This window comes from Anaerosporobacter sp. (assembly GCF_031551385.1).
GTDB lineage: Bacteria > Bacillota > Clostridia > Lachnospirales > Lachnospiraceae > Anaerosporobacter.
Genome location: NZ_JAVBNS010000227.1, coordinates 1 through 18,699 on the forward strand (window position 1 = coordinate 1; position 18,699 = coordinate 18,699).

Consider the following 18,699-nt stretch of genomic DNA (forward strand, 5'->3'; position numbering starts at 1 on the left):
CAATCAACATTGTAAACATTGTTATTTAGATGGTGGTGTGCATAATGATGTTGCAGAGATGTCAACAGAACAAATTAAAAAGATAATAAAAGAATTCAAAGAACAAGATGGAAGATATCTTATTATAACAGGTGGTGAACCTATAATGAGAACTGATATATTTGAAATACTAGATTATATTGAATCATTGGAGATACCATTTAGTTTTGCTTCGAATAGTTTGGCAATGACACCTAAAAGGCTAGAGAAGTTAGAAACGTATACGTGCTTGGATTTGTATTTTACAAGTATCTTAGGGGCAGATGTAGCAAAGCATAGGAGTATTGCAGAAAAAGACAGTTATGATAACGTATTCGAGGCACTTTCTTTCTTTGAGAAGAAGGGAGTTTCTACCTATGTGCAGGTAACATTAGCGAAGGATTTTGTTGATGATATGGAGCAGATTGCAGAGAAATTAATGGAAATAGAAAATTGTATTGTGAAGTTTACGCCAATTGGAACACTTGGAGTAAAATCAGATAAAGAGATGGAAGAAAATAAGCACTTGCTAGTGCCGCAAGAAGAGTTTGGAGAATTTCATAAAAGAGTTTCGCAGTTGCAGAAGATGTATCCGGATAGGATTGAGGATTGTAATATTCAAAATTATGAACAAGTCTATGCGATGATTGAAGATTATAAGGAAGAGAAACTGTATTCCATGTGTTATGGATTTATTGCAGTAAGACCAGATGGAGATATTAGTTTTTCTTGTAATATGGAGAATCCATATACATTTGGGAAAGCGTATGAGAGTATTCGAGTTCCGATTGATGAAAAGTTAATGGATTATATTGAATTACTAAAAAAAGCAGAACAAGCAACTTTGGAAGAAGCAAAAACGGCAATTGTTGAGGTTGATATTACGGTGGATCGATATATAAGGGAGTTATCTAACTAGTAGTATGAATAGTATTTAGAAAATCTGGTAAATATATGTCTTATTGAGAAGTTTTATTTTTAGATTAAGTTGAGAACATGATTAAAATCACAATGGATTTTCAATCATGTTCAAGTATTCTCTGAAATATGTTAGGAAACGAGACTCAACTTAAAAGGAAAGGGGACATATATGGAACAGATATCTTGCTTAAATTTTTGCGATATACTGAATTATCTAAAACAAGAAGAAGAGACGATAGATGACATCATTAAAAGAACTGCAAGTGTTGCAGGATATGAACATGTTGAGCGAATCTATATCGGCTCTTATTTTTGTGCGCAATATTTTCTACACATGGACGATAATCTAATTGATGAGATTGTTACCTATGCAAAGAGTATGGAGATGCGCCTTACATTAGTAATTCCGATAATAGCTCAAAAAGAGCTTGAGAATGTACTTAATAAGATAGAACGTTATTGTGATTACTTTGAAAATTGCATGGACGAAATTACAGTAAATGATTATGGAATGCTTGCATATATTCATGAAACTTATGATGTTCGATTAAATATGGGAAGATTGTTTATGAAGGACTATCGTGATCCTAGATATCCAGTATATTTTAAAAGTGAACTAAGACCAAAGATATTCACAAAGTATCTATCTCGTCTGATAAGAGAATATCAAATTGATGGAATGGAGTTTGATTTAACGCATTTGATAATTAATTTTGAGAGCAAGCCATCAGGAATTTTAATTGGGCTGCATACACCATATTGCTACATGACGGTAGGACAGATTTGCGAATATGCCTCTATTAATAAGGAGGTTGAGAAGAAGTTTCGACCAAACCAACCTTGTGCGAAGGAATGTCAGGAAACAATTATTCGATATGATTTACGAGATAATAGGGAATGGATTCGTGTAGGAAGAGGACTTTTCTTTGAGAATAGAGAATGCCAAATAGAAGGAATAAACAAATATCGAGCGATATATTTTCCAGTAGAATGGGAGGGATTAAGTTGAGAATATTAGTTCCACTTAATAGTATGGAGCACGTAGATGATTATATTGCGTCTGGAGCAGGGGAATTCTATATTGGATTCTATGATGAGCAGTGGACAAATAAGTTTGGAGATTTTGCAGATATCAATCGAATGTCTGGATTTAAGGAGAATGCAAATCCATTTTCACTAGAAGAAGTTATTGAGATTATAAAATGTATTAGGGAAAAAGGGCAGTTGGTTTATGTGACATTTAATTCTAGTATCTATTCGGAAGAACAATTAGATGAAATTAAAAAATATATGGTTATTCTGAAAGAGAACAACGTAGATGGTGTAATTGTATCTTGTATTGAATTAGTAGAGATTGCGAATAAGCTAGAGATACCTATTGTAGTAAGTACAATTGCGGGAGTATATAATATGCAGATAGCCAGTTTTTATAGAGACAAAGGTGCTAAGCGGATTATTATTCCAAGAGATATGTCTGTTGATGAGATTGAAATGATTGTAAATGAAGTGCAAGAGGTAGAATATGAAGTTTTCATGATGCGTAACGGTTGTATGTTTTCCGATGCGAATTGTTTGGGAATGCACAGAACGGAGTCATGTTCCATTTGCGGAAGCTTAATTAATGCATCAAGTCAAATTAAAATTAAAGATGATGATTTTCAAAAGAGACATCGAGTTGAGTTGAACGATATCATCTATACAAAGGCATTTCATGAATACGCATGTGGATTATGTTCCATCTATCGTTTTATTAAGATGAATATTGCGGCATGCAAAATTGTTGGACGTACTGATGAATGGAAAAATGTTTGTAATGATATTCGCTATGTAAAGCAGAATATTGAGATTGCACAGAGTTGTAAGTCACAAGAGGAATATCTAAAGCGTATGCAATTACCAGAAGAGAGTCGCACAATGTGTAAATTGGGACTATCATGTTATTATCCAGAGATGCGTTTTTAACTTCACGTTATCTCCGAGATGTCAAAGCACAAAATTATGTGGACAAATATTAACAACATATGCTAATATAGTATATTGTTATGTAAATGCACACCACATAATAAATATTGTGAAGTTGATAACGTATCAACGAAAGACAAATGTTGACTGAATGGTCACTGGGAGGAAAGTGAAGTATGAACAAAAGACAGTTGAAAAAGTCTCTCAACAAGAAGAAAATGGTGAATGTTGCTTTAGCAAGTACAGACAAGAAAAACGAAGCAAAAACAGCAGTTAAAGTTGAAACTAAAGTAACAAAGAAAGAAACATGCAATATCAAAGCCATTACAAAAAAACAAGTTGGTGAATTCATTACTACGAAGGAGGAAGTTGTACCTTCAGGTTCTGAATTACTAAATGCAGGTGCTTACGCATTAAATGGTGAAGTTGTATTCTTTGCAAATGTTAATACGAACAAGGAAAATGCTGTAGTTGCAAGTAAAGAGTATGATACAATAGTGTATTTCACAGAAGAAGTTAATGGCTGGGTATCTAAAAATGCAGAAAAAACGTATACAAAAAAAGATTTAGTAGACGTAATCTATACTGCTGTGAATACTATGATAGAAGAGTATAATGTACAATAATAGAAATGGTCTTTGTGACTTTCTAGAGTTGTATCGCTAGTATGTGTGTAGGAATATGCATAAATAAAGGTCTGTTACATGAGAGTTTCCTAATTGTTATGGGAAATGTTCGTGTAACAGACCTTTATTGTTTTATAGATAGGTAAAATCATTCGTACGGTTAAGAAGTGCTTGAAGTCGCAAAAGTCCATCTCTACACTCTGCAATCGATTTCGGACTAGTAATTGCGATTCGAACGGCAGGTGGAACATGGCAGTTGCCAATGGCAAAACGTTCTGCAGCATAGACTTGGACACCAGCCTGTCTTGCACATAGTTCAAAACTTGTTCCTGTGAAATACTCGGGAAGACTTAGAAATCGAAGATTACATTCCTTTTCACATGGGGTAATAAAGCCAGCAAGCAAAGTATCAGCTAATTCATTTCTTTTGACGATTTCTTCTCTACGCTTTATGCGTATCGTTTCTGCAAGTCCAGAATGAATCAATCTCGCTGAACATTCCACCATAAGTGATGAGACGGCAATGGTGTTGTTGTAGATAGCTACAGCAAGCTTTTTGCAATATTGTTTTGGTGCTGCAACGATAGCAATTCTAAGACCAGGAGAAATCGTTTTGGATAAACTCATTATATAAATCGTATGCTTAGGTGCAAAGGCTTGTATTGGTGGAAGAATAGAGGAATCTTCTTTAAGTAAGGTGTTAATGGCATCTTCTATGATTAGGATATTCTTTTCCTTTGCAAAGGAAGCTATTTCTTCTCGCAGAGCAAGTGACATTGTGTTCGTGGTTGGATTATGATAGTCGGGTATAAGGTATAACCCTTTAATATTCTCTGTTTTATATAGATTTCTCAAATCATGGATTGTAAATGTATCCATAGTAAGTGGAATTGGCACGAGTTGAATACCAAGCATCATAGCAACTGTTTTTATACCAGGATAGACAAGGGAAGTTGTAGCAATTTTGTCTCCTGTATGAAAGAAAGAGGAGAGAATACTACATAAGGCATTTTGTGATCCATTTGTAAATACGATTTGCTCAGACTCTACTTGGCATAGACTTTTTTGTAACCATTCTCTGGCGCATTCTTGCTGAAAAGCAGACCCCATAGGCGCACTGTAATTTAGATGTTGATAAGAGTTAGGTTCTTTTAATAGTGTCTGCATATAGGAAGTGATGATTTCGCCTTCTTCCTGTGTTGGAAGGATTGCTCCCATCTCAATAATAGATTCGTTTGTAGGCATATCGTTAATCCCATTAAGTAAAATTGAGTTACTTCGAACGCCAGAAGATACGAAGGTTCCTCTACCAACGGAAGCAGATAACAGACCTTTTTGCTCACATAGTTTGAACGCTCTTGATATTGTGCTGAGATTGATATCGAGGTAATCGGCAAGTTCACGCTGAGGTGGCAACATTGTTCCGGGCTGTAGAGTACCATCTTTGATATCTGCTTCTAACTGGGCTACTAATGCTTGGTAGATTGGCTGTTTGGTTTTTGATAGAGTTGGTTTCCAACTCATAGGATAGTCGTCAAATGAATTAACAGGCATGTGTAGTCTCCTTTCGTAATTTATTCGTTGTGTACTTGCGTATGTTTGGCTTACAATGCAAAACTTTACATATTTTCATAGCTTATTCGCTACTGTACGATAGCACAAAACACGCTACATACCTAAGTACTTCTAAGTGTGTACGAGTAGAATGCTGAAAAGTTACGGAAACGCCCTCGATTCGGCATCCTGCCTCAGCTCAGGCTGGCTCGGCGTCCATGCCTCACCTTCCTAGGTTACGAATGTACACGCTAAGAAGTACTATAGGTGTTTCGCTATTGTTTTTTAGCTATAGTACAGTAGCGAATAAGCAAGGATAGGTTACGAAGTTTTGCATATTTATGTTGTTGATACACAAGTACAGGAAATGTATCGAACAAATAAATAAGATATGTATTTAGTAGTTGTTCGAACAATATACTGAATTGTCTTGCATACAATTATAATGTTGAAGCCGAACAATTACAATGCTATAATTGGGAAAATTGTAATAAGAAAGGGGAAATCCAATATGAAAAGAGAAGCTACAACAAATTATTCGGAGGACTATTCCATCATATCCGACCGTATGCGTAATACGAAACCATCGTTTATCCGTGAGATATTAAAGGTGACAGAAAATCCAGAGACGATTTCGTTTGCGGGTGGTTTACCTAATCCGATTTCGTTTCCTAAGGAAGAGTTAAAGGAGTCTATGAATCGAATTGTAGAACAGTATGGTGATAAGGTATTTCAGTATTCAACGACAGAAGGGTTTCGTCCGTTACGTGAGTGGATTGCGAATCGATATAAGGAGCAATACCATTTGTCAGTAGATGCAGATGATATTATTATTACAACAGGCTCTCAACAAGGGCTTGATTTGATGGGGAAAATTCTTATTAATAAGGGAGACAAAGTATGTATAGAGAAGCCGGGATATCTTGGAGCGATTCAAGCATTTTCCCTATATGAGCCAGAATTTTTAGCAATACCATTATTAGAAGATGGGATTGATTTAGAACTGTTGGAGGAAACGCTTGAAAACAATGAGGTGAAATTACTGTATACAGTTCCTAATTTTCAGAATCCTACAGGTCTTACCTATTCGAAAGAGAAGAGAGAAAAATTGTGTGCACTTCTTGAGCGGTATCATACCGTACTTATTGAAGATGACCCTTATAGTGATTTAGCTTTTGAGCAAGAGTCGTTACCATATATCGGAGCGGAGAAGCTTGTGAATAGTGTATTGTTTGGTTCTATTTCAAAGATAATAACACCCGGTCTTCGTTTGGGATGGATCTGTACGAAAAATGCTGAGATATTAAAGCAAGTAATCGTAGCGAAGCAGGCATCGGATTTGCATAGTAATATTTTTTCCCAATATTTAATTTATGATTATCTGATACATAATGATTTGGGAAAACATATTGATGCGATTCGCAAGCTGTATAAGCAGCAGAGTGATGCAATGTTGCTTGCAACAGAGAAGTATTTTCCAAAGGAAGTGAAAGTAACAATACCAAAAGGTGGCATGTTTATGTGGGCAGAGTTACCAAAAGGTATGTCGAGTGCTGTGCTTTTTGAGATGGCATTGAAAGAAAATGTTGCGTTTGTACCAGGGAATCCATTCTATACAGAAGAAGGCGAAGTAAATACATTGCGATTGAATTATACGAATTCGGATGCTACTATGATAGAAGAAGGAATAAAAAGACTAGGTAGAGCAATTAGTAGGTGTGCGATTTGAGGGGCAAAAGGTTTATTAGCTCTTTCAGATGAATACTAGGAAATATTTATTCATTTGAAGGTAATTGAGGTACTTGTGTATTGGGGGTTTTCAATGCAAAACGGTATACATATTAATCACTTCTTCGTTAGTGTACTCTAATACAAAACACGCTACACATCTAAGGACTTCTAAGTGTGTACAGGCAGAATGTTGAAAAGTCACGGAAACACCTTCGATTCGGCATCCTGCCTCAGCTCAGGTTGGCTCGGCGTCCATGCCTCGCCTTCCTAGGTTACGAATGTACACACTAAGAAGTGCTATAGATGCTTCGCTATCGTTTTTTTATTAGAGTACACTAGCGAATAAGCGAGAATAGGGAACTAAGTTTTGCATAACATCATTTATTGATACACAAGTACAGGTAAATTGAAGAATGAATAAATATTACCAAGTATTCATTGGTGATATTATATTGAACCTTTTGCCCCTCAAATCATGCAATGATAATCCTCAAAAGGAGTATCAAGAAAGGAAATAATATGAACCGCTTGTTTGAGATTTTATACATATTACTGCAGAGACGAAATGTTACGGCGAAGGAACTTGCAAAGCGGTTTGAGGTTTCTGTGCGTACGATTTATAGAGACATTGATGCGTTGAGTCTGGCTGGTGTGCCTGTTTATGCGAAGAAGGGGCGTTATGGTGGTATTTGTCTGTTAGATAACTTTATCTTTGATAAGAGTATCGTTTCAGAGGAAGAGCAGAGAGAGATTCTTGCTGCCTTAGAGAGTCTGAGGGAAGTTGAGAGGGGAAGTTCCGAGGCTACGTTGTCTAAGTTAAGCAGCGTGTTTCAGATGGGACAACCGAAATGGCTTGCGATTGACTTCTCAGATTGGAGTAATCAAAGGCAAGAGTTATATGTAAGTCTTAAACAAGCAATTATTCATCGAAAAAGAGTTCAATTTGAATACTATAATCGAAGTGGAGAAATTACGAATCGTGTCGTTGAACCATTACAGTTATGGTTTAAGGAGTACACATGGTACTTGAGAGCCTATTGCGTGGTGAAAGAGGGATTGCGTGTTTTTAAGCTAAACCGTATGCATGATGCTGTTGTTTTGGAAGAATCGTTTGAACAGGAATATAGTCAAAGGATTCTTCTTCTTGAAGGAGAAGAGATGGAGGAAGCTTCTGTAGCGAATGGGAATGAGCATGAACAGATTGAAGAAGTTAGAGAAGTATGTGAAATAGTGACACTACGAATCGCGCAGTCGCAGGGATATCGTGTCTACGACAATTTTGATGTTGAACGTATCGTAAAACAGGAGAATGGTGACTTTATAGTAACGTTAAGCTGTGTTCTTGATGACTGGGCATATGGAATGATTCTGTCTTATGGAAAATATGCAACGGTAATTGAGCCAGAATATGTGAGGGAGAGAATTCAAAATATTTTGTTAGATACGTTGGAAGCGTATAAGTAATAAGTTTGGAATATTGTAGCATCTAGTGCAAGTGTTTCAAGTAGGGTACAAATTGTACCTACTTGGAATAGATGGAAAAATAATTAATATAACAAGAATTGAGGGACTTTATATGAGTAGTAAGAATAGGCAAGAACAAAAAAAGAATAGTTCATTTAAAAAGCATAGATTCATAATAGTTCTTGCTTTTCTTACTCTACTCATATGCCTCTTGCTAGTTGATTTTCGAATGTTTCAATCGTATCAACAGCTGGGAATTGTAACAGTAGTACCAGTAGATAGCTTGGTATTCTTGCTAATAGGAATCGTACTGTTAGGGGTATCGTGCTTTTCATTTTTGCAATTATATCAATATAAGACAGGAAAATTGTTCGCAGTCTATGTGCTATTGCTTGGTGTAGCAATTGCACTTGCACCGTGTAATCAGTTGGGTGAAGTCTCTATTCGATTTCTTCGTTCTGTTCTAATATTAGCAAGTGCTGTGCTTCTGTTTTGGGTTGTTGGGTATATGACTTTACTTGTGAAGAAAAAGCTGTTTCAAGTATTGCAGATAGTATTAATGATAGTTACGATAATTGCTACAGTAGCTCAAATCCTCTCGTTTTTTCCATTAGAAAATGTATGGATCTATATAATAGCAGAAGAAAGCGTCAAGAGTAGCATTCTATTATCAGCTTTGCTGTGCATAATTGTTATGAGTGTAAATTATAAGAGTAGCAATTCCTATGCGAGAAAGCAGAGTAAGATACTTCTGTTAGGGATTGGTATTGGTGGAGTTTTGTTTCTGATTGCTTATGCGCTTCCGAATGTCTATGTGGTGCAGACAGGGCAACCGCAAAAGGAAATGGTTATGGAAGTCGCAATGACAGCTTCGGAAACAGTGGATTCCTCTTTGTCATTGTTACTATTTTCGGGAATAAGTATTTCCATGATATTCATGTTGCTACATAGAGAATTTGCCCTTTCTGATATTCGACTAAAAGTCGGTTACTTTATTCTAACGCCATTGTACTTTGGATGTATCGATGCATTGCTCTTTACTTATGCAAATTGTTCGCTGTGGTTATTGCTTGCTGTTGATGTATTGCTGGCATGTCCGATGTTACTGTGGATAAAAATGTTTTTCACACCAAGACAGAGTATAGAGGCGCAGACATATGAGTGGAGATTGATTGAAGAGATCGATAAGGAAAAGCAGGAATTGTCCTCGTATTTGCATGATGAAGTTCTTCAATCATTGATTGCATTTTATAGACAAGTGCAGTCTGACCAAACAGGACGGTATCAGGATATGAAAACAGCTTTGCAAAGTCTTATTTCGCAGATACGACAAGTAAGTCATACGTTGTATCCTACGATGGTGGAGGATCTAGGATTAGAGCAAAGTTTGTACAGTTTTGTTGAGGAGTTAGAAAAGAATAATCCAACGATTAAAGTAACGTTTCAGTATATGTTGACAGAAGGCATTTTGCCGAAACAGTTTGCGCTTACCTTCTATCGCGTAGCGAAGGAATTAGTGACAAATGCGGTAAAACATTCTGGTGGAACAAAGATCCATCTTACGCTTAGTGAGGATGAGAATGGCTATTGCGTCCAGATACAAGATAATGGGAATGGCTTTGGGATTCCTCAAAATGGTGATTTATTAAAGTCGCCACACATGGGATTGTATACAGTGAAAAGGCAGATTGCAAGCTTGCAAGGAAAGATGAATTTTGAATCCAACTCTCATAGTGGCACAAGTTATACCATTTACTTTCCGAAAATAGGGGGATTAGAAAATTGACACATAGAATAAAGTTGATGGTGGTAGATGACCATTCCATGGTAGCAACAGGTTTAGCAATGGAATTAAAGGAACAGCAGGACTTTCAGGTGACAGAGGTAGTAACAGTTCCTGAACAGGTGATAGATAAGTTGTCGAAACATACGCCAGATGTAATACTGATGGATATTCGTATGGGAATACATAATGGTATCAAGATGACAGAAGAAATTAAAAGCCAATTTCCAGAAATAAAGATCGTTCTTATGTCAGGATATAATATGGGGCAGTTAGCGAAAAACAGTAAGGCAGATGCATTTGCATCAAAGGAAGAGCCAATTGAGTCGCTTGCCTCTACAATTCGTAAGGTTTGTTTGGAATCAGCAACTGTTTTTCCGACAGATAATTATTTTGAAGAAAAACTAACCGATACGGAAGCCAAGGTGTTAAAACTTTTGGGAGATGATTTGACAAGGAAGGAAATAGCAACGGCGCTTTGCATATCAGAGAAAACAGTGGCAAACCACATTACGGTTATATTAAGAAAATTGAATGTACGATCAAGGATTGGAGCTGTCTTAAAAGGGGTTGAACTTGGACTGATTGATAGTAGTTCCGTATAGGATTGTAAATAGGACTTTTGGGTAAGTTATATGCTCAGAAGTCCTATTTTTATTTGGGAAAAGTGAAATTATAATATGGCTGTAAAGCTTATTTGAGGCTTGCGCCCTTCAACAGACATATGGATTGTTGCACTTGGCATGCTTTTGCAATCCTATAAAATGTTGTATATCGGATAATGGAATGGAGGAGAAGGAGATGTCATCACAAAATATATTGGAAGTTAAGCATTTACAAAAGGCGTTTGGACGTCATGAAGTATTGAAGGATATTAATTTTGAAGTAAAGCAAGGAGAGATTATTGGGTTGCTTGGAAAGAATGGTTCTGGAAAAACAACAATGATTAAATCAATTCTTGGATTGTTGCAACATTCGGGCGAAGTGTATTTTGAAGGAAAAAAACTTAGCATAAGGGATACTTATGCTATGAATCGTATTGGTGTATTAGTAGATACGGCATTTTTTGAAGATATGACAGCCCTTGATAATCTGAAAATTCTAATGATGGCGACACCTCATAGGGACAACAGGCATATGAAGAAAGACATCATGGAACTATTGGAGTTTGTAGGATTGGAGAAAAACGTTAAGGAGAAGGTAAAAGGGTTTTCCTTTGGTATGAAGCAACGGTTAGCGTTGGCACAAGCGTTAATGAATGAGCCAAAACTGTTGATTTTAGATGAACCATTTGTTGGGCTTGATCCATTGGGAATAGAGCTTGTTAAAGAAAAACTAACGGAGCTTTGTAGAAAGAAGCAGGCTTCTATTATTTTCTCTAGTCATCAACTTGCAGAGGTTGAGGAATTATCAGAGGATTTAATTGTTATTGAAGATGGTCATGTAAAATATTTTGGAACATATGAGGATTTGGCTCGTCAGAATAAGGAGTATCGTATTATTACAGACAGACCGATTCCAACAAAAATGCTAAGTGAATTGCATGCAAAGTGTTGTGAAGTATATGAAAAAAGCGAGAATCAGCTCATTCTTTCCCACGGAGAAAAGACACTTGATTTGGTACTTCGGTATCTACAGGAAAATGGATTTACTATTTGTGAAATTCTCCGTGAGGATAGACCACTAGAAACATTGTTTGCATAAAGGAGGTTGTGATGTCATTTTTAGCTGTTGTAAAAGTTGAACTTGCGAAATTGTATCATAAAAAATTATCATTACTTCTGTTACTGTTTCTCATTCCAGCTATTTTATTTGGGGTAGGAATGTCGATGGGGTTATCTTTTTTTGTTTCGGATGGCAGTAGTGGTGTTAATGCTGTGGAAATGTCTTTGTCGGGAATGGGATTTGCAGTTGATATGCTAGAACAGAGTAAGTATATTATCTTTCTTGTCATCATCATTTTGGCAGCATTTTCATTGGCTGGTGAACTGGAGAATGGACAGATAAAGTCAGAGATTATTCGAATTTGTAATAGACGCAAGATTTTAATAGCAAAGTTTGTTGCCTTGCTAATACTTGTGTATGGAGTAATTATCTTATCACTACTTTGGTCATTGCTTATCTATGCTGTTTTTGTAAGGAATACAAAATTTGCAAGTGGAGTTCTCTATGATGGATTAATAGCAGTACACATGAGATATGTTGGGTTTATGATACTTGGCATAGCTACAGCGATAGCAACTACATTTTTACTTGGAACAAAGATAAAAACATTTCCATGTTTCGCAATGTCTTATATCGTTTGGTTTGCAAGCTTGTATACAGATTTTATAGAGAAAGTAAAATTACTAATACCATATAATATGCCGGGAGTTGTGTTAGAGAATGTAGAGATGATAAGAAACACGCTACCCTATGCTTGTTTATATGTGAGCTATCTTGTGCTGTTTCTTGGCGTTTCCTGTGTAATTTTTGGGAAAAATGATATTAAGGATTAGGAGGATATTGGAATGCATTTGTATTCGATTGTAAAGGTTGAATTTAAGAAGTTGCTGAAAAAACCACTTTCATTCATTGTGTTAGCGGTACTATTCATCCCTATATTCTATACGTATTCTGTGTTGACAGATGCTCCACTTTTGCAGATGACACCATCAGGAGCTATGGATTTTGCATTTGGACAATGGAGTCTACTTGGTATGACTGGGCTTTTTCAAGTGTTGTTTTCTCTTGTTGTTGTCAATTCGTTTTCCTCTGAAATCGATAAAGGGCAAATCAAGATGGCTGTTTTACGGCAATGTTCAAGAACAAAGCTTGTATACGCAAAGGTTATTGTTTTGTTCTTGTATATGATGCTTTGCTATGTGGTGTATCTTGTATTTGCGCTGTGTTGCTATTATGGATTTGTTGTTCATACTTCGTATGGAACGGGAGAATGGATTTCTGAGGCAATACAGGCATATGGCGTTGGGAGATTTATTATGAGTGGTTTATTTACTCTTATGGATACCTTGGTGACAGTGGGAATTCTGTTTCTTTGCTCCCTTCGCTTTAAAACAGGAATTTGCTTTATGCTTGCGGTAGGCACATCAACCTTGCTACTGATTATGCAGTTTTTCCCTATTGTTCAATATTTAGTACCAGCTTATGTGGGGAATCTGCTTGATTATGGAATGATTAGTCCACTTATAGCAGGTGGGCTATGTCTATTATATTTACTTGTCACGATGGTTTGTGTAGGAATTACTGCACGAAAGTTTGAAAGGATGGATTTACGATGAAGAATAAGAAGAAATGTTTGTTTGTAGTAGTAACTATGGTGATAACTGCGAGTGTTTTGTTACTTGTAAATTACCTTGCAGTTACGTTCTGTATAGAGAATCTAAAGTTATTTACGGCACTTGTATTAGTTGTACCAATGGTTTGCATCGCAATTGTTGCATTTATCATAGGTTATCACATGAGATGGAACTGGAAGAGGAGTATTGGTATTGCCCTTGTACTAACCTTGATTTCCTATGGGGCAGGACAGCTACCCATTCTAATCGCTGGAGATAGTATGGAGAGTGTTGTAGTAGATGAGGAAAAAGCTAGTTTGAGTAGTAGTGCAGATGAGGAATTAATGAATGAACTTTATGACGAACTTGATAAAAAAGCCTATGAATATATGCTAGAACAGGGATTGATTTCCGATGGGGAAGAAATCTATGGAGGAGAAGATTCAATTAATGGGAATGCTTCTGATGAGACAGCGAAAAAAGGTGAGGAAACGGATAACGAGGTTTTACATTCTGAATTATATGTTGGAATACAGAAAGCAGATTCGACTACGGAATTGATTGGGAATGTATTAACTTTCTTTGTTGCGTTGGGATTAAGTGTTGTGGGGAGGAAAGTGCGATGCAGTTTTGATGCAAAACGTTGATATTCTAGAGATGTATCTTGAATTGAAGCGTGTAAAGCATATACCTGAGTATGAAGTTTACAATCATCCACTCTAAGGAGAATAGGGTAAATGTGTTTGTAGAGGAGTAGTGTTGATGAAAAAAAATCTATTACTTGCATTTCTATTATGCTTGGTATTGGCGGGAAATGCGTGTGATTCTAAAAAAGAAGATGAAGATATGGTTAAAGAGAAGCAACCAGTAGGAATTGAAGAAGAGATAGAGGAAGTAGTGGAGGAAACCGAAGAGGCTGAAGAAGGAATTATAGATTTGTATGATTATATTGATTGTGATAAGCAAGAGTTTTTAGATAAGACGGGATTAGAGATAGAACGTTTGGAAGAATCAGACAATACTGTATATGAGGAATATAGTGGGTATAAGGAATACGATTATGATATATTTAGTGTTTATTTTTATAAGGACAAGGTTCAAAGTATTAATTTTTCGACAGAAGTACCAGGTTATTCATTCTTGGGGATTAAGCTTACTATGTATAAGGAATCTGTGATAGAGATATTGAATAAAGCGGGATATGTGTACGAAGTAGAAGAGGAGAATCATCCTCTTCTAGGAGGAGAAATATTGATAATAAGAGTGTACCTAGATGAAGAAAAAGAAACAAAACTTACAATTCATGCAAGAAATGGAGAAGAGGGAGTTGAAGCCATATTTTATGAACGGGCGAGCGACTGGTAAAGTCAAAATATATGTTTTCGAGTGTCTAATAAGTACGTTGAAGAAGGTCGTTTGATATAATGTACAATAATATAAGCCACATAGACTAGAATTAAAAATTATTCTATCTATGTGGCTTATGTTTTATAAAGGTTTTATCTAAAATCAAGAAATGCTAAAAACCTTACTTCGACAATACCTCACGCCACTTATCATCATAATAAGCAGTCATATCATCACCAAGATACTGGAATGTTTCACAATTATTGATTGTTTCACTGTCAGGGAAGGCGATTGTACTATTACGAATATCATCATCTTCAATTAAGTCCCTAGCAGCCGTATTCGGTGTTGAATAGGTGATATATTCAAAGTTTAGCAGTGCGATGTCAGGACGGCATAGGAAGTTGATAAACTTCTCCGCATTCTCTTTGTTTTCGCTGTTCTTAGGAATTACCCAACCATCAATCCAGATGTTTGAACCTTCTTTAGGTACGACATATTCAAGGTCGGGGTTTTCACGTTTCGTATAGATTGCCTCACCAGAATAGATAATACCAATCGCAGCATTGTTACCAATCATTTTATCACGAACTTGGTCAACTACATAGGATTGAACAAGTGGTTTTTGTGCGATTAGAAGTTTCGTAGCTTCTTCGAGTTCTGTTTTGTCAGTTGAATTAAGTGAGTAGCCAAGATATTTTAGGGAAATACCCATTGCATCACGGACACTGTTAATCATTAGAATGTTGTTCTTGTATTTTTCATCAAAAATAGAACTCCAAGAATCAATCGGTTCATCAACCATTGTCTTATTATATAGAATACCTACCGTACCCCAGCAATATGGAACGGAGTACAGATTGCCTGGGTCATAAGACTCGGCACTTTGTAGATAATCCTTGCCAATATATTGAATGTTAGGAATGTTATCAAAGTTAATTTCAGCAAGTAGGTCAGCTTCAATCATACGTTGAATCATATAATCGGAAGGGCAGACAACATCATATTTGACAGCGCCAGTTTCCACTTTTGGAAACATCTCTTCATTCATCTCGAATTCATCATAGATTACTTTAATTCCTGTTTCTTCTTCAAACATCGTGATAACGTCAGGGTCAATATATTCGCCCCAGTTGTATACATTAAGAGTATTTGGGCCAGAGGTAGAATTCATACCTACAATTGAGCCAACTACTAAAGCGACAACAACGATAAGAGCAAAGGCAGGCTTAAGGAAACGTAATTTAGGATTAGAAACTTTTTTTAGTTTCTTTTTCTCTAGTGATTCCTCAGAAGGAGTACGGTTAATTAAGATTAATAAAGTAAGAACAGAGATGAAAAGTAATGTAGATAATGCATACATTTCAGGCTTAATCCCTTTACGAACTTCTGTATAAATCTTAGTGGATAACGTGTTAACTCCCGGCCCTTTTGTAAAATGCGTAATTACAAAGTCATCCAGTGACATCGTAAATGCTAATAGGAAACCAGACATAATTCCAGGGAAGATATCTGGAAGGATAACGGTACGAAATGCATATGCGTGGGAAGCACCAAGGTCAAGTGCTGCTTCGTAAGTGCTTTTGTTTGTCTGCTTTAATTTTGGCATAACGCTAAGGATAACATAAGGTATATTGAACGTAATGTGCGCAATCAATACGCTGGTAAATCCAAGTGTATAGTTAATTGCTACGAAGATAAGCATTAAAGAGATACCAGTAACGATATCGGCATTCAGCATTGGAATATTCGTAATTCCCATTAATATCGTTCGAGGGGTACGTTTCATGCTGTTCATAGCAATAGAAGCAGCAGTACCGATTATTGTAGCAATTAAAGCTGAAACAAGGGCAAGTACTAGCGTTGTATAAAGCGCATTCATAATTTGTTGATTCGCAAACAGCTCTTGATACCATTGTAATGTGAATCCACCCCATTTTGCACGTGATTTGGATTTGTTAAAGGAAAGTACAATTAAAACCATAATCGGTGCATAGAGGAATAGAAAGATTAGTCCAATATATAATTTTTGTGATAATTTCTTTACCATAGATTCGTACCCTCCGAATCTTTATCATATTTTGCAAGAATAGCCATACTTAATAGGATGAATACCATAAGGACAAGCGATAGGCCTGAACCTACATTCCAGCGGCTGGAACGAAAATCTTGTTCGATAATATTTCCAATTAAGAGAATCTTGCCACCGCCTAGGATATCAGAGATTACGAAAGTAGTTAACGCTGGAACGAATACCATGGTAATACCACTAACAACCCCTGGTAAGCTAAGAGGAAAGATAATCTTTGTAAATGTTTGTGTGCTATTTGCGCCAAGGTCTCTTGCGGCGTTAATAACATTTTGATCTAATTTTATTAATGTATTATAGATTGGCAATACCATGAAGGGAAGGAAGTTATAAACCATACCAAGGATAATTGCACTTGGGGTGTTAATAATATCAATTCCAGGAATTCCAAGGTAACCAAGCAATGTATTAATGACACCGTTTTTTTCAAGTAGTGTTTGCCAAGCAAGAGTACGCAGTAAAAAGTTCATCCACATTGGAAGAATGAAGATGAGTACGATAAAACTATTACTATTCATCTGCATCTTAGATAGAATCATTGCAAGTGGATAGGCAAGAACAAGGCAGATGATTGTACTGATAAGGGAAAGCTCTAGGGAAAGTAAAAGAGCTTTGATATTATCGTGATTTGCGATGTTTTTTACATTATTGAATGTAAAACTACCAGAGGCATTTGTTAATCCATAATATACAACAAGAATAAGTGGAATAATAATGAATGCTGCCATCCAGAGAATATATGGGGTAGCAAGCAATTTCTTCTTATTCATCGAGAATCACCGCCTCTTCATCATCAGATTCTGGTTTATTCATAATCTGAATGTCAAATGGGTCAACGTGAATACCAACTTCACTTCCAACAGGTGATAAATCTGTACTATGAACAAGCCATTCATGACCATTAGCCATCACTTCCATCTCATAATGAACACCTTTGAAGATTAATGATGTTACACGGCCTGTAATAGTTCCTTGCTCAGGAGCAACTAAGTCGATATCCTCAGGACGAATCACAACGTCAACAGGTGTATTTTTTCCAAAGCCAACATCGACACATTCGAAGTTTGCTCCAAGAATATTAACTAATTTATCTTGAACCATTGTTGCCGCAAGGATATTACTTTCTCCGATAAAGTCAGCAACGAAAGCATTCTTTGGCTCATTATAGATATCTTCAGGAGTACCAATCTGTTGAATGTAACCTTGATTCATAACAACGATGGTATCAGACATTGTAAGAGCTTCTTCTTGGTCGTGAGTTACATAGATAAATGTAATTCCTAATTCATTTTTGAGACGAATTAATTCATATTGCATGTCTTGACGAAGTTTTAAGTCAAGAGCACCAAGAGGCTCATCAAGAAGGAGAACTTTTGGTTCGTTAACAATAGCACGAGCGATAGCAATACGTTGCTGTTGTCCACCTGATAATGAGTCAGGTTTACGGTTTTCATACCCATCAAGATTAACGAGTTTTAGTGCATATTTAATTTTATCATCAATATAGCTTTTACTTTTCTTTTTTATTTTAAGACCAAATGCGATGTTTTCAGCAATTGTCATGTGTGTAAATAATGCGTATTTTTGAAATACGGTGTTTAACTGTCTTTGGTTTGGTGGTAGTTTCGTAATGTTTTTGTTATCAAAGATTACATTGCCACTATCAGGGTTTTCAAATCCACCGATAATACGTAATGTTGTTGTTTTACCGCAACCACTTGGACCAAGTAGAGTAAGGAATTCATTTTCCTTAATATAGAGATTCAAATCGTCAAGAACGATATTATCGCCATATGCTTTTGTTATGTTTTGTAAATCAATTAATTTATTCATCACTATATCCATGCGTAGAGAGGGCATGGCTCCTTTCGTAATTTAGGATTTTCGCAAGTACCTATAAGGATTTTCATATTTAAAATTTGTTTT

17 protein-coding genes are annotated in these 18,699 nt (G+C 36.2%); 13 read left to right on the plus strand and 4 right to left on the minus strand.

Annotated elements, in window-relative coordinates; genetic code table 11:
- The 4 genes from RMR19_RS17280 to RMR19_RS17295 form a co-directional block, all read left to right on the plus strand.
- The coding region (locus RMR19_RS17280) for a radical SAM protein (protein ID WP_310604750.1) at positions 1 to 937 on the plus strand (937 nt) is incomplete at its 5' end.
- 171 nt (positions 938 to 1,108) lie between these two features.
- A complete protein-coding gene (locus tag RMR19_RS17285; RefSeq protein WP_310604751.1) occupies positions 1,109 to 1,948 on the plus strand; it encodes a hypothetical protein in 840 nt (279 codons plus the stop codon).
- The gene (locus RMR19_RS17290; protein WP_310604752.1) at positions 1,945 to 2,901 is read left to right on the plus strand and encodes a peptidase U32 family protein; all 957 of its coding nucleotides are present in this window, start codon (positions 1,945 to 1,947) and stop codon (positions 2,899 to 2,901) included. Before RMR19_RS17285 ends, RMR19_RS17290 begins: the two co-directional genes overlap by 4 nt.
- Positions 2,902 to 3,077: 176 nt before the next feature.
- Positions 3,078 to 3,527 carry a hypothetical protein gene (locus RMR19_RS17295; protein WP_310604753.1) on the plus strand — a complete coding sequence of 150 codons (450 nt, stop codon included), beginning with the start codon at positions 3,078 to 3,080 and terminating at the stop codon, positions 3,525 to 3,527.
- 132 nt (positions 3,528 to 3,659) lie between these two features.
- Here RMR19_RS17295 and RMR19_RS17300 read toward each other — a convergent pair whose 3' ends face one another.
- A complete protein-coding gene (locus tag RMR19_RS17300) occupies positions 3,660 to 5,081 on the minus strand; it encodes an aminotransferase-like domain-containing protein (RefSeq protein WP_310604754.1) in 1,422 nt (473 codons plus the stop codon).
- Between the two features lie 511 nt (positions 5,082 to 5,592).
- Between RMR19_RS17300 and RMR19_RS17305 the strand changes: the two genes are divergently transcribed.
- The 9 genes from RMR19_RS17305 to RMR19_RS17345 all read left to right on the plus strand — a co-directional run bounded on the left by RMR19_RS17305 (position 5,593) and on the right by RMR19_RS17345 (position 14,702).
- Positions 5,593 to 6,810: an aminotransferase-like domain-containing protein gene (locus tag RMR19_RS17305; RefSeq protein ID WP_310604755.1), complete on the plus strand. Its 1,218-nt coding sequence runs from the start codon at positions 5,593 to 5,595 to the stop codon at positions 6,808 to 6,810.
- Between the two features lie 521 nt (positions 6,811 to 7,331).
- Positions 7,332 to 8,276: a helix-turn-helix transcriptional regulator gene (locus RMR19_RS17310; RefSeq protein WP_310604756.1), complete on the plus strand. Its 945-nt coding sequence runs from the start codon at positions 7,332 to 7,334 to the stop codon at positions 8,274 to 8,276.
- A 112-nt stretch (positions 8,277 to 8,388) separates the two neighbouring features.
- Positions 8,389 to 10,062 (plus strand): sensor histidine kinase, encoded by a 1,674-nt coding sequence (locus RMR19_RS17315; RefSeq protein WP_310604757.1) that lies wholly within the window; start codon positions 8,389 to 8,391, stop codon positions 10,060 to 10,062.
- Complete coding sequence (locus RMR19_RS17320; RefSeq protein WP_310604758.1) at positions 10,059 to 10,664, plus strand: response regulator transcription factor; 606 nt, start codon at positions 10,059 to 10,061, stop codon at positions 10,662 to 10,664. Before RMR19_RS17315 ends, RMR19_RS17320 begins: the two co-directional genes overlap by 4 nt.
- A 196-nt stretch (positions 10,665 to 10,860) precedes the next feature.
- Positions 10,861 to 11,763 (plus strand): ABC transporter ATP-binding protein, encoded by a 903-nt coding sequence (locus tag RMR19_RS17325; protein WP_310604759.1) that lies wholly within the window; start codon positions 10,861 to 10,863, stop codon positions 11,761 to 11,763.
- A gap of 11 nt (positions 11,764 to 11,774) precedes the next feature.
- A complete protein-coding gene (locus tag RMR19_RS17330; RefSeq protein WP_310604760.1) occupies positions 11,775 to 12,557 on the plus strand; it encodes a hypothetical protein in 783 nt (260 codons plus the stop codon).
- Between the two features lie 12 nt (positions 12,558 to 12,569).
- Positions 12,570 to 13,340 (plus strand): ABC transporter permease, encoded by a 771-nt coding sequence (locus RMR19_RS17335; protein WP_310604761.1) that lies wholly within the window; start codon positions 12,570 to 12,572, stop codon positions 13,338 to 13,340.
- Entirely contained in the window at positions 13,337 to 13,984 is a 648-nt protein-coding gene (locus RMR19_RS17340; RefSeq protein ID WP_310604762.1) for a hypothetical protein, read from the plus strand. Before RMR19_RS17335 ends, RMR19_RS17340 begins: the two co-directional genes overlap by 4 nt.
- Before the next feature lie 115 nt (positions 13,985 to 14,099).
- The gene (locus RMR19_RS17345; RefSeq protein ID WP_310604763.1) at positions 14,100 to 14,702 is read left to right on the plus strand and encodes a hypothetical protein; all 603 of its coding nucleotides are present in this window, start codon (positions 14,100 to 14,102) and stop codon (positions 14,700 to 14,702) included.
- Positions 14,703 to 14,865: 163 nt separating this feature from the next.
- On the opposite strand, the gene RMR19_RS17350 is transcribed toward RMR19_RS17345, so the two are convergent.
- From RMR19_RS17350 to potA, 3 genes are read right to left on the minus strand one after another with little or no spacing between them, the layout of a single operon-like run.
- The gene (locus RMR19_RS17350) at positions 14,866 to 16,734 is read right to left on the minus strand and encodes an extracellular solute-binding protein (RefSeq protein ID WP_310604764.1); all 1,869 of its coding nucleotides are present in this window, start codon (positions 16,732 to 16,734) and stop codon (positions 14,866 to 14,868) included.
- Positions 16,728 to 17,543 carry an ABC transporter permease gene (locus RMR19_RS17355; protein ID WP_310604765.1) on the minus strand — a complete coding sequence of 272 codons (816 nt, stop codon included), beginning with the start codon at positions 17,541 to 17,543 and terminating at the stop codon, positions 16,728 to 16,730. Before RMR19_RS17355 ends, RMR19_RS17350 begins: the two co-directional genes overlap by 7 nt.
- The gene (gene potA / locus RMR19_RS17360) at positions 17,536 to 18,609 is read right to left on the minus strand and encodes a spermidine/putrescine ABC transporter ATP-binding protein (protein WP_310604766.1); all 1,074 of its coding nucleotides are present in this window, start codon (positions 18,607 to 18,609) and stop codon (positions 17,536 to 17,538) included. Before potA ends, RMR19_RS17355 begins: the two co-directional genes overlap by 8 nt.
- Positions 18,610 to 18,699: the final 90 nt, after the last annotated feature.

Excerpts from the sequence above, each read along its gene's own strand:
- RMR19_RS17300 (WP_310604754.1), bottom strand. The coding sequence starts at position 5,081 with ATGCCTGTTAATTCATTTGACGACTATCCTATGAGTTGGAAACCAACT.
- RMR19_RS17340 (WP_310604762.1), top strand. The coding sequence starts at position 13,337 with ATGAAGAATAAGAAGAAATGTTTGTTTGTAGTAGTAACTATGGTGATA.
- RMR19_RS17305 (WP_310604755.1), top strand. The coding sequence starts at position 5,593 with ATGAAAAGAGAAGCTACAACAAATTATTCGGAGGACTATTCCATCATA.
- RMR19_RS17295 (WP_310604753.1), top strand. The coding sequence starts at position 3,078 with ATGAACAAAAGACAGTTGAAAAAGTCTCTCAACAAGAAGAAAATGGTG.
- RMR19_RS17330 (WP_310604760.1), top strand. The coding sequence starts at position 11,775 with ATGTCATTTTTAGCTGTTGTAAAAGTTGAACTTGCGAAATTGTATCAT.
- RMR19_RS17335 (WP_310604761.1), top strand. The coding sequence starts at position 12,570 with ATGCATTTGTATTCGATTGTAAAGGTTGAATTTAAGAAGTTGCTGAAA.
- RMR19_RS17310 (WP_310604756.1), top strand. The coding sequence starts at position 7,332 with ATGAACCGCTTGTTTGAGATTTTATACATATTACTGCAGAGACGAAAT.
- RMR19_RS17345 (WP_310604763.1), top strand. The coding sequence starts at position 14,100 with ATGAAAAAAAATCTATTACTTGCATTTCTATTATGCTTGGTATTGGCG.
- RMR19_RS17325 (WP_310604759.1), top strand. The coding sequence starts at position 10,861 with ATGTCATCACAAAATATATTGGAAGTTAAGCATTTACAAAAGGCGTTT.
- RMR19_RS17285 (WP_310604751.1), top strand. The coding sequence starts at position 1,109 with ATGGAACAGATATCTTGCTTAAATTTTTGCGATATACTGAATTATCTA.
- RMR19_RS17350 (WP_310604764.1), bottom strand. The coding sequence starts at position 16,734 with ATGGTAAAGAAATTATCACAAAAATTATATATTGGACTAATCTTTCTA.
- RMR19_RS17315 (WP_310604757.1), top strand. The coding sequence starts at position 8,389 with ATGAGTAGTAAGAATAGGCAAGAACAAAAAAAGAATAGTTCATTTAAA.
- RMR19_RS17355 (WP_310604765.1), bottom strand. The coding sequence starts at position 17,543 with ATGAATAAGAAGAAATTGCTTGCTACCCCATATATTCTCTGGATGGCA.